General features: G+C 58.9%; 11 protein-coding genes. All 11 read right to left on the bottom strand.

Translation table 11 applies throughout. The annotated features are described in order from the left end of the window. A partial coding sequence (locus JCM12296_RS14620; protein WP_157067624.1) for a type I restriction endonuclease occupies positions 1-1,539 on the bottom strand: 1,539 nt, incomplete at its 3' end. Beyond that, positions 1,539-3,467, bottom strand: a complete 1,929-nt coding sequence (locus tag JCM12296_RS14615) for a restriction endonuclease subunit S (RefSeq protein WP_054694403.1) — start codon at positions 3,465-3,467, stop codon at positions 1,539-1,541. The genes JCM12296_RS14620 and JCM12296_RS14615, both read right to left, overlap by 1 nt. 25 nt (positions 3,468-3,492) lie before the next feature. Then, on the bottom strand, positions 3,493-5,637 hold the full coding sequence (locus JCM12296_RS14610; protein WP_054694399.1) for a type I restriction-modification system subunit M: 2,145 nt from the start codon (positions 5,635-5,637) through the stop codon (positions 3,493-3,495). Continuing rightward, complete coding sequence (locus tag JCM12296_RS14605) at positions 5,634-5,822, bottom strand: helix-turn-helix domain-containing protein (protein ID WP_213182526.1); 189 nt, start codon at positions 5,820-5,822, stop codon at positions 5,634-5,636. Before JCM12296_RS14605 ends, JCM12296_RS14610 begins: the two co-directional genes overlap by 4 nt. Before the next feature lie 119 nt (positions 5,823-5,941). Beyond that, on the bottom strand, positions 5,942-6,499 hold the full coding sequence (locus JCM12296_RS14600; protein WP_157067623.1) for a gamma-glutamylcyclotransferase family protein: 558 nt from the start codon (positions 6,497-6,499) through the stop codon (positions 5,942-5,944). Beyond that, entirely contained in the window at positions 6,496-7,278 is a 783-nt protein-coding gene (locus tag JCM12296_RS14595) for a class II glutamine amidotransferase (protein WP_054694394.1), read from the bottom strand. The genes JCM12296_RS14600 and JCM12296_RS14595 overlap by 4 nt, the downstream gene beginning before the upstream one ends. Next, positions 7,278-7,781, bottom strand: coding sequence for a DUF5049 domain-containing protein (locus tag JCM12296_RS38350; protein ID WP_213182525.1), 504 nt, complete (start codon positions 7,779-7,781; stop codon positions 7,278-7,280). The genes JCM12296_RS14595 and JCM12296_RS38350 overlap by 1 nt, the downstream gene beginning before the upstream one ends. Further along, entirely contained in the window at positions 7,735-8,775 is a 1,041-nt protein-coding gene (locus JCM12296_RS14585; protein ID WP_083456156.1) for an amidoligase family protein, read from the bottom strand. The genes JCM12296_RS38350 and JCM12296_RS14585 overlap by 47 nt, the downstream gene beginning before the upstream one ends. Before the next feature lie 418 nt (positions 8,776-9,193). After that, positions 9,194-10,000: a glycoside hydrolase family protein gene (locus JCM12296_RS14580; RefSeq protein WP_054694389.1), complete on the bottom strand. Its 807-nt coding sequence runs from the start codon at positions 9,998-10,000 to the stop codon at positions 9,194-9,196. Next, entirely contained in the window at positions 9,997-10,323 is a 327-nt protein-coding gene (locus tag JCM12296_RS14575) for a hypothetical protein (protein ID WP_054694386.1), read from the bottom strand. Before JCM12296_RS14575 ends, JCM12296_RS14580 begins: the two co-directional genes overlap by 4 nt. Next, positions 10,320-10,592: a hypothetical protein gene (locus tag JCM12296_RS14570; RefSeq protein ID WP_054694383.1), complete on the bottom strand. Its 273-nt coding sequence runs from the start codon at positions 10,590-10,592 to the stop codon at positions 10,320-10,322. Before JCM12296_RS14570 ends, JCM12296_RS14575 begins: the two co-directional genes overlap by 4 nt. Between the last annotated feature and the right edge of the window lie 9 nt (positions 10,593-10,601).

The raw sequence follows: 10,601 nt of genomic DNA, 5'->3' as shown, positions 1-10,601 counted from the left end.
CCGTTTCATGGTGTAGCTGTGAAAAGGTCGGTGCTTCACCTTGTCCCCTTCGGGCCAGGGATCTCCGAACAACTCAAGGGTCTTGTTTTTGGGCGTGGCGGTAAACGCAAAATAACTGGCGTTTGCCAGCATCTTGCGTGATTCCATCAGCCGGTTGATTTTGTCTTCGGTGGTGTCCTCTTCATCGGGACCGCCCTGTTCGGCCAAAGCCACGTTCATCTGGGCGGCGGTCCGTCCTCCCTGGCTGGAATGGGCTTCATCGATGATGATGGCGAATTTGCGGCCCCGGTGCTCGTCCCCGATCTCATCCAAAATGAATGGGAACTTTTGAACCGTGGAGATGATGATTTTCTTGCCAGACTGCAGGAACTTCCGGAGATCCCCGGCTCGCTGGGCCGCGCCGATCACCGCCGACACCTGGGCAAAGCGTTTGATGTTGTCCCGGATCTGTTTGTCCAGGACCCGCCGGTCGGTCACCACCACAGTGGAATTGAATACCGGGCGGCCGTCCCGCTTCAATTCCACCAGCTGATGGGCCAGCCAGGTAATGGAATTGCTCTTGCCCGAGCCGGCCGAATGTTGGATGAGATAACGCTTGCCAGCACCGTTGGATGCAGCATCGGCCAACAGACGGCGGACCACATCAAGCTGGTGGAACCGGGGAAAGATCTGTTTTCGGCGCTTGCGACCCCGCTCGTCGGTCTCTTCCACGATGCCCGCATAGTTTTCGATAATATCCGTCAGAACAGTTTTGCTCAGAACCTCTTTCCAGAGATACTCGGTCTCCAGGCCGTCCGGGTTGGGCGGATTGCCGGCCCCATCGTTAAACCCCTTGTTGAATGGCAGGAACCAGCTGCCCTTGCCCTTGAGATGGGTGCACATGCGCACCTCGTGATCATCCACTGCAAAATGGACGACGCAGCGGCCGAATTGAAACAGCAGCTCCTTGGGGTCCCGGTCGTGTTTGTACTGGTTGACGGCGTCTTCAACCGTCTGCTTGGTCAGCCGGTTCTTGAGTTCAAAGGTGGCCAGCGGCAATCCGTTGATGAACACCGCCAGGTCAAGGGCCAGCTGGGTAGTGTCCTTGCTGTAGTGCAACTGGCGGGTGACGCTGAAAATGTTGGCGGCGAATCGTTCGGCAGCTTTCCGGTTACCGGGGGTAGGGGTGCCGTAAAACAGATCCACGGACGCCGGACCGTGGCGAACACCCTTGCGCAGGACATCGATGATCCCCCGTTTGGCCACTTCCCCTTGAAGCCGGTGAAGAAATTGCTGGCGCTTGACGCCCTCCTGACCAATTTGAAGCGTCTCGACGACCTTGGGCTGTGTCTTTTCCAAAAAGGCCATCAGCTTAACCGGGTCCACGGCATGTTCGGAATCATAATCCGCCGCAGCCCCTTCCACATAACCGGCTCCGCCGTATCCGGCCTGAGGGTCCCGCACCTGGTTGGGTTCGCTTTCCTCCGGATGGCTTTTTCCGGTAAGCGATTCGATGATCAGGGTTTCCAGCCCTTTTTCGCTTGTGTCGGTCGTCGGCATCAGCAATCCCCGTCCTGGGACCTTTCAGTGGCGCGGCCGTACCCCTTGGGCACCAGATTCTTTTCCCGCATCCAATCGATGGCCGTGCGCCAGCGGTCCTCTGAAATGCGCTTTTTAGAGGCGTCCCAGCGGTTCAGCACTTCGTCCACCAGACGGTCGTCATCCATCGTTTCACCCTGGATCAGGAAATCGTTCCAGGCCGCATAGAGCGTGGCCACGATTTCGATCTGCTCGGTTTTCATCGGATGAATCAGTTCCATGAGACGGTCGAAGGACGTTTTCCGGTCCCCCCAATACCGGTCAAAATAGTCGCGATGCGCCCCGCACTTCTCCATGGGCAGGTACGCAATGCCGCCGCCCTCCTGGCGCTGGGGCTCGAACCATTTCGAGTGTTTCATCTGGGCGTGCACCGAACGCATCATGGCGTTGTCGAACGGTCCGGCCGCCGCCCGCACCGGCCGACTCTGGATCTCTTCCAGTTCCAGATGTCGTTCGGCAAGCAGGATCGCCTTTTGCAGCTTGATCCAGCCGAATCGCGGCGTATCCCTGTGCCGATCCACGATTTCAGCGGCCAACACCGAACGGCAGAAATGAACATTGGGCTTGCGCCTCTTCTCCGGCTTGGCGAGATGCCGAACGTCCAGCCGGCCAAACACCGCATCGCAAATCATGGTGGTGTGATATTCTTCGATCAACTCAATCTCGCGCTCGGCGCGTTGTATGGCGGTGTTGATGGACGCGATTTTTTCTTCGATATGATTGGCAATGATTCGTTGTTCTTCTTTTGAAATTGGTATCGCAACGTGAAGCGACCCAAGGCACGATGCTGTAATGGCTGGGTAATTGACGCCGGTTGAGTAAGCAGTAACCCTTTCTATAAAACGGTTATTTTGAATAACAAAACTCAAGAATTTAGGTACCATTGTTTCCGGTGGTGTCAATACCGCAAAACCTGTTGATGCGATAAGGCTATCGGTTTCATTATCAATGAAATAAACGGCTTTTAAGTAAGTCCTGACAGTTGAAAGGATTATATCGTTTTTACTCAAAATACGCCGAGCCCTTGAGGGTGAGCTGCCAAATCGCATTTTTTCAGGCGGATCAATCAAGAACCCCGTGCCTACCGACCCAATGTCAATATAGTTGAATTGGAATTCAGGATCTGTCGTTTCTGGTAATGTTTTTTCATTGATTCGAACCCAGTGTTTTAAAGGCCTTATCTCCCAATGCGCCGGTATTTCCCCAATCCAGTCAATCCCGGACGGTTTAAACCTCACATGCGGATCGATCCCCCGCGTGACCGCTTCGTTGACCAAGGCCAGTTTGCGCTCATTCAACAAAGCCACGAGCCTGCGTTTGTTGCGGATGAACTCGCGGATTTCCATGTCCTTGCGGTCGAGGTACTCGGCGATGGCTTTTTGCTCTTCCGGCGGCGGAAAAGGCGAAGGCATCTGCTTGAACTCGTCCCAGTAAAGCCGGTTGCGGTCGGTCACGATGCCGTGGGAATACTTGTTCACCTCGCTCATGTAGGCCCCGGTGCGGAAGAGATAGGCGAAATAACGGCTGTCGGTGCCTTCAAGGGGCCGGGCCACCACGTAGGCCGGGCTGATCAACCCGTCTGCCGGGGCGACCCCGACCGCGCCCTGCCACATGCGCATCATGTTATAGGCAATTTCGCCCTTGACCGCCCGCTTGTATTTTTCGCGCTCGGACATGACCTGCTTGCGCTTGGCGTTTTCCAGATCCCGGATGCGCACGCCGGTTTTCAGCGACACCTCCAGAATGGGCAGGTCGGGATAGCCGGTTTGGTTGCGCTGGGCAAAGAGCCGCCCGTTGCGCCGTACCTCCCAATGGGAGGGGATGGTTCCCAACCATGGCAAACCGGACGGCCGGTATTCGGGATAGGGCTTCAGCACCGTGCTCATCATGTCGGCTCTCCGTTCAACTTGGTCGTCATGATGCCGCACCCTCCACTTTTTCCAGGATGTTTTCCAGCAACCCTTCGCTCTCGCACTCCAGGGCGCGGATATCGGCCTCGATTTCAGCTAGGCTGCGCAGATTCTGCGGCTTGTAAAAATGACGCGCGAAAGAGATCTCGTAGCCGATCTGGGTCTTGCCGTCGTCGATCCAGGCGTCTACTGCGTGGGGCAGCACTTCGCGCCGGAAAAAGGCTTCGACCCCGCCCTCTTCGAGCAGCGGCACCTGTTCGGTGTCCCGCAGGGCCGTATCGGGCTCGTATTCCACCACGCGAAACTTGCCGTCCAGCTCGCCGGCATAACGGCCGCAAAGGGGATCGGGCTGGGTCTTGCCGGATTTGTGAACCTTGCGGATGACCGGTTGCGCGTCCGCGTCTGTTTCGGCCAGACCGGTTTGGAGCAACTTCTTGCGCTTGGCGGTAAGTTTTACATTGTGGGTGTCCGCATCCGATGAGACGGCCGCCATGAACGCATTGAAATCCATATGGGGACCCGGCCCCATAACCTTGGCCACGCGTTCGGCCAGGTTGGCCAGAGGCACTTGCTTTTCCGTATAGCAGGTTTTCCGGAATCGGCGCAGGGCGAGCTCGGACAAGTCCACCTTGAGGCGCAACGGCCGTTCGACGATGATCTTCCAGTACCCGAAGGCTTCGTTGGGAAAGATCTTGGCGTGATCGGTTTCCTTGAATGCCAGGAACGTATCGCAGATCGTCCGGATATGCTCGGCGGTCAACTCGCAATTCTTCTTGCCGAGGTTCCTTGGCAAGGGACTGCACCACTCGGTGGCGTCGATGAGCTGCACCTTGCCCTTGCGCTGTTCGGACTTGCGGTTGGAGAGCATCCAGATGTAGGTGGCGATGCCGGTGTTGTAAAACATGTTCATCGGCAGGGCCACAATCGCCTCCAGCCAGTCGTTTTCAATGATCCACCGGCGGATGTTTGATTCCCCCTGGCCGGCGTCGCCGGTGAAAAGAGACGACCCGTTGTGCACCTCGGCGATGCGGCTGCCCAGCGCGGTTTCCTGTTTCATCTTGCTGAGCATGTTGACCAGAAACATCATCTGTCCGTCATTGGAGCGGGTGACCAAGCTGAACTCGGGATCTCCCCCATGGGAAACCACAAAGCGCGGGTCCTGCATTTCCTTTTTATCGCCGCCGCAAAGCCGGTCGAGATCGGTCTTCCAGCTTTTGCCGTACGGTGGATTGGCCAGCATGAAGTCGAACTCGAGGCTCGGAAACGCGTCTGAAGACAAGGTGGAGCCGTAACGAATATTCTCCGCTTCGTCTCCCTCGCCCTTCAAGAGCAGGTCGGCCTTGCAGATGGCGTAGGTTTCCGGCTGGGATTCCTGGCCGTACAGGTGGATTCCCACATCCTTGCCATGCCGTTGCGCCGTTTCCATGAGGGTCTCTTCCGCGATGGTCAACATGCCGCCGGTTCCGCAGGCGCAATCGTACACCAGGTAGGTGCCCGACTCGATCCGATCGGCCACGGGCAAAAAGATGAGGTTGGCCATCAGCCGCACCGCGTCACGCGGGGTGAAATGTTCGCCGGCCTCCTCGTTGTTTTCCTCGTTAAAGCGCCGAATCAGTTCCTCGAACAGCGAGCCCATGGCATGGTTGTCCAAACCCGGTAGTTTGATTTCTCCTTGTCCGTCGAGAACCGGCTCCGGGCCCAGGTTGATCTGAGGATCGACGAATTTTTCGATGAGATGGCCCAGTCGGTCGGCTTCGTCCAGCCGCTTGAGCTGGTTGCGGAAATCGAACTTGTCGATGATCTCCTGGACGTTGGTGGAAAAGCCGTCCAGATAGGCTTCGAAATTGGCCTTTAACTGCTTCGGATTGTCCAGCAGGCGTTTCAGCGTAAACGCCGATGTGTTGTAAAACGCCTGCCCGGCGGATTTGGAAAGGGGGACCTCCTGATTGGCGATGCCGGCCTTGTCCAGCTGCTTCTTCATGGCCAGCACGGCATCCTTGGTCGGCTCCAGCAGGCAGTCAAGCCGGCGGATCACCGTCATGGGCAGAATCACGTCCCGGTATTTTCCGCGCACATAGACATCCCTCAACACATCATCGGCAATGTTCCAGATGAAATTGGCAATGCCGTTGTGAACCTTCATATTCATGATTTTGCCACCTCATCTCGGTTACCGAGCCAGGCATCGATGGTTTCCTTGTGAAACCGCCAGTGACGCCCCACTTTCTGGGCCGGGATCTTGCCTTCCCGAACCAGCTTGTAAATTGTCGATTTGGGAATGTCCAAATAACTGGCCAGTTCGTTTATGTTGAGAACATCTCTTGGTTTTTCCATCGACATGGCCCCTTCCCATGGCCGCGAATGCATTTTGCCGCCCCTCCTAATAATTGCCGGATAGGTTATCGTTAGTGACAGTTAATGTCAATCGTTAATTCTGTAAAAACATCAAGAAGTCAGGGGGTTGCCCGTCCCCAGGTGCCGGAAGGGATCAAACGCAAGTCGGGTTGGAGACAGGAATCCCCGGTGTAAAGCCATGCGGGCTGGGCCATTCCGGTAATACATACCGGTACGAGGACCCGTCTGTAGAGGCTGGGGCCGCCCGGATGGAAACCTTCCAGGCGGTCGATGGCGGGCAGGCGCGTCTCGGGATCGTCAAAGGTGAGAAGCTCCCCGTACACGCGGCCCCAGTCGCCCGCTGTGGCGCTTTGCAGGGCCGGTTCGGGGTATGAGGCCAACTGTTCGGAAAGGCGCGCCTGTGTGGCCACGTCGGTCCAAACGTCCGAAGTGCCGTGGGCGAGGACATCCCAGTCCGGAACCTGCAGGACGGGGATAGCCGAGTGCATTTCATAAAGGCGGCCGCGGACCTCGGCTTCCCGGACATCCAGAACGCCCCGGCAGAAACGGTCATGATTCCAAAAACCGCGCTTCAGGGTTCCGTAGACGAAAATTCTCAGCATTCCCTGAGTGTTCTCCTTCAGGGGTTCTTCGGGGTTCATTGCATGCTCTGTCATGGTGCCTTCCCCCTCTTTTCCTGGACGATGAACTCGAGAGACTCCCTCGAGAACTCCGTGAGAACCTCGTGCCTGAACACAATCATGCTCATGGAGGGAACAGACAGCTCCCGCCAGCCCCGCTCTTCGGCCAGGACCGCATCCAGAAAGGCCGGATCGGAGGCGTAGAGCACCGCCCGATGCTTTCGGTGGGTCCGGAGCTCGAGCGGTTTGTTCCCCTTGAGCACGAGGATGGTTTCAGGATCGAGCCGGGATACGAGCACCGCTGTCATCTGGCCCCGGCAGCGCCGGAGTCTTTCTTTGAACCACTCGACATCCATCCGGCCGCTCCGTGCGGCCCTGGCCGCCAGGCGGAAGAGCAGCTCGCTGTCCACCTCGGCGAAGCGCCGCAGTTTGAAACGGCGGAACAGATAGTCGGCGTTGTAGATGGTGCCGTTGTGGGTGCCGATGACGTCCCCGGCCCGGATCGGGTGGTTGTTGCGATTGACCCGTTCATCCCCGCGGGTCCGCCAACGCGTGTGCCCGAGCAGAACCGTTGTACGGTTATCGATGCCGGCCACGACCTCGTGGAATGCCTTGTCGATGACGAACTGTCCGGCAGAAACCGGTCTTTTGAAGAGGCGATGCTCGCCGTCACGATTGAGCCAGGCCACCCCGGTTGCGTGGGGGCCCCGGCTTTCGCTCAAGACCAGCAGCCGGGTGAACAGCCAGGCAAGATGCTCCCGTTCCTCGGCCCGTCGCCGTTTCTTGCCCAATATGACGCCCGCCAGCCCGCACATCAGGACTTCCCTCCGTCCGGTTCCACCACGAAGCCCCGGAAGACACCCTCGGCGTATTCCTTGGGGTGGGATTCGATCCATCCCGCGGCTTCGGTGAAGTCGAGTTCCCGGGCGATCCGGACGACCTCGGGCCGGTCGAGCATGTTGGTGAGTCCCGAAAGCCGCACCGCGTCGATGCCCTGCCAGACGAGGGCGGGGACGGGTATCCGCACGGGCGCGTCATCTTCGAGGACTTCAGCCAAGCTGTGTTCGATCAAGGCGGCGAGAAGGGAGTCGGCCTTCTCCTCGGGGTTGTTGCCTTTGACCGTCAAGTCGATGCCCGCGAGCATCTTGGCATTGCGCAGGAGCATGTCGATGTAGTCCTCGAAACTGCCCTGGTCGGAAAACAGGGCCGCCCCCTTCATGGCCCGGACGATTTCAAGGGAGGTCTTCCCGGTAAACACCTCGCCTTCGTCCTCAAGGGGTTTTCCGGCGAGGTCGGTGTTCTTGATCAGCACTCTCACGGTGCACCTCCTTCATCCGTATCCGCGGTGCCGTTCCCTGAAACGCCGGAGGCCGGGTTTGCGGCCCGGCCTCCGTGGGGACATCCGCCTCTACGGCGGTTTGTGTCTTTGGTTTCGGTCTGCCTCGTTTAAACGCTGAGTCCCCCGGAAGCGCCGCGAGCAGGTGTTTGCGCGCGGTTTTGAACTCATCGCCGATGAGTCCCAGGTGGAGCAGAAAGACCCGGAAGTCGTAGCGCGCGCTCTGAGGATTGAATTTGCGCTTGCGGCTGGAAGCGGCCCGCCCGTTCAGGGCTTTGGCGGCCACGGCCAGGACCAGCTGAATATAGGCCCGCACCTTACCGGCGTGAAGCGTTCCCTCGAACCAGCGGAACTCGACGGTTCCCCGGTACCAGACGTTGTGCAGGTTCACCCCGTGGTAGCGGGATGAGTCGAAATGCTGGGGCCGGCTGTTGTGATAGCCGTACCAGATGCGGTTGAGTTGGTCCTTGGTCTTGGGCCGTCGGCGCTCGATCTTTCTGATCAGATCATCACTCACCGGCTTGCTGTAGTTCCGCTGCCGGGTCTCGTTGACGCCCAGGGCGTTGAGGATGAGCGGTTCCTGCTTGTAGATGATCTTGGCCAGGTTGCCCAGGGTGCGGCCGTCGAATGCGGTGGCGTCCACATGAATATGGATGCCGCATCGCTGGTCTATTTTGGCCCCGCAGCGGCGCACCGCCCGGATCACTTCCTGAAGGGTCGGGATGTCGGTGTAGGCGAGTACCGGGCTCACCACCTCGGCCCGCAGGTGGCCGGGAACATTGATGAGCGATCCGTCGGCGACGACCTTCCAGGTCCGGCCCTGTTCATCGGTGATCTCCCAGGGGTCGAAACTGGCCGGGCTCCCGACATGGCGGACCTCGCCGCCCACCACCGACTGGACGGCGCGGGCCACACGCTCGCGTGTCCGTTTGACCGTCTCGATCTCGATTCCGAAGTTGATTTGGCGTAAGTCCATGGTTTCTCCTTGCTGTTCGTAAGCCCTTGTATCGCAAGGGTTTCTGCGTTGTGTTCACACACATACAGGCTTCTTTCCGAACAGAAAGCAAGGCGAATTCGATGGACATACCGAAGATAAACCATTGATATTCAATGACTTATGTACATGGAGCCGTAACCGGCGGAAACGTCGGGATTTATGAGCTTCCCTGCAAAACGGGGTGGCTGGGATCACTTCGAAAAAAAGAACACCGATCAGCTCCGCTTCCACTCGGTTCCGGTGTGTTTCTCCCATTTTCCGCCGCCGGAGAGATCGGTGTTGAACCATTCGTCGCCCACGGATGGGATTGGGATGGTCGCGTCGCGTTCGGCCTCGGTGCCGACCCCTCGATGGATGGCTTCCCGCGCGGTGAGTCCCTGTCCGAGCCGGTCCGATCCTATAATGTCCCGCCAACCGAGAATCGGCGCGCGGAGTCGGGATACGAAAGTCCTGTAGGAATCCGCGTCCTTGGCGGCCCGGTAAAGAAGGAAGGAGCCGTCGCGTCGGTGACAAGGCAGGGCGTGTAACAGCGCTCGAGGAAGGGCCCCTGGCCGGCCTGGAACACGGGATTGAAGGCGGCCTTGGTCCAATGGATGCGGTCCCAGGACCAGGCGTACCCGATCCCCGCGTTTCCGGCCTCCCCGCCGGAATAGAGCATCCACCAGCGGCCGTCGGCCAGACGCTCCACGTGGCAGGAGGAAACATAGCCGTTCGCTCCCTCCCAATCCTGAGCATCGATCAGGCCGGAGAGGATCGGCGCGTTTCCATACAGTCGCCAGTCCAACCCGTCGTCCGAGTAACCCAGACCGAGACCGTCGTTGCCGCCGGTCGAGGCGATGAAGAGCATGGCGTAGCGCCAGGTGAAAGGCTTGCCGGGAGCGGAGGACGGCTCCGGGTTGTACCAGAGGAACGAGGGCCCGTAGTGGCCTCGGTTCCAGACCGGTTCGCCTCCCTCGGTGACAAGGTCTCCCGTGCAGGCGGTGTCTTCGGTGAACGCCGAGGCATCGACTTGAGGATTGCAGATCGCGGAGCGCAGACCGGCCATGGCATAGGGCTGGTTTGGAACGTTCGGGTCCCAGTAGAGAATCCGTAGACGATCCGAAGTTTCCAGAGCGCAGACGACATGGTAGCCGCCCGCCGCGATGCCCGTGACCTCTTTTTCGTTGTCCCAGTTGATGCCGTCATCGGAGAACGCGCAGCTCAAGCCGTCGCCGTCTCCATAGTAGGCGATGAAATCCCGGAGGGCGGTCCCGTCGTGAAAACCGCCGGGAGCGCGAAGGACGCGGCCGTAATAGGCTCTGTCCACCGCAAGGGGCAGCACCTGGGATAGTGATGCTCGAAGATGACCGGGGGCAGACCCTCGGGCGCTTCTGCGCCGGATGGCACGAGCAAAAGCCCGAGGTCGACGGCCCGGACCAGGTCCTCGGTCATCGCGGGCAGTGTGGTCGTTTTTCCCGGTTCGAGCGTGCCGGGCAAGCCTGGGAGTTCCAGAATGGTGTCTGTATTGCTTTGAATGGTGATATTCATGATTCAGTCCTCTCTTCGTGATTCACCCCGGCGGCGATCATCTTCTCGTTGATGCGCCGGGCTTCGGCTTCTTCTCTGTGTATGCGCGCCATGACCTTCGAGAAGGCATCCGCCTCCTTCAGCGGCAACCCGAGTTCCTCCTCGATCCGTTTCAGCCTGGCGTCCAGATTTTCGAGCATGCGCAGGGTGTGATCCCGCAGCACGCCCTCGCGTTTTTCCTGCGGGGAGGGAATGAACTCGGTCAATCCGCCTTGCTGTCGAACGATCATCGGCATACC

The organism is Desulfosarcina cetonica JCM 12296 (genome assembly GCF_001311845.1).
Classification (GTDB): Bacteria; Desulfobacterota; Desulfobacteria; order Desulfobacterales; family Desulfosarcinaceae; genus Desulfosarcina; species Desulfosarcina cetonica.
This window is presented reverse-complemented; position numbering and strand designations above follow the sequence as displayed.

What these genes read in the sequence shown, in the direction of transcription:
- JCM12296_RS14615 (WP_054694403.1), bottom strand. Translation starts at nt 3,467, where the DNA reads ATGATGAGCACGGTGCTGAAGCCCTATCCCGAATACCGGCCGTCCGGT.
- JCM12296_RS14610 (WP_054694399.1), bottom strand. Translation starts at nt 5,637, where the DNA reads ATGAATATGAAGGTTCACAACGGCATTGCCAATTTCATCTGGAACATT.
- JCM12296_RS14605 (WP_213182526.1), bottom strand. Translation starts at nt 5,822, where the DNA reads ATGGAAAAACCAAGAGATGTTCTCAACATAAACGAACTGGCCAGTTAT.
- JCM12296_RS14600 (WP_157067623.1), bottom strand. Translation starts at nt 6,499, where the DNA reads ATGACAGAGCATGCAATGAACCCCGAAGAACCCCTGAAGGAGAACACT.
- JCM12296_RS14595 (WP_054694394.1), bottom strand. Translation starts at nt 7,278, where the DNA reads ATGTGCGGGCTGGCGGGCGTCATATTGGGCAAGAAACGGCGACGGGCC.
- JCM12296_RS14585 (WP_083456156.1), bottom strand. Translation starts at nt 8,775, where the DNA reads ATGGACTTACGCCAAATCAACTTCGGAATCGAGATCGAGACGGTCAAA.
- JCM12296_RS14575 (WP_054694386.1), bottom strand. Translation starts at nt 10,323, where the DNA reads ATGAATATCACCATTCAAAGCAATACAGACACCATTCTGGAACTCCCA.
- JCM12296_RS14570 (WP_054694383.1), bottom strand. Translation starts at nt 10,592, where the DNA reads ATGATCGTTCGACAGCAAGGCGGATTGACCGAGTTCATTCCCTCCCCG.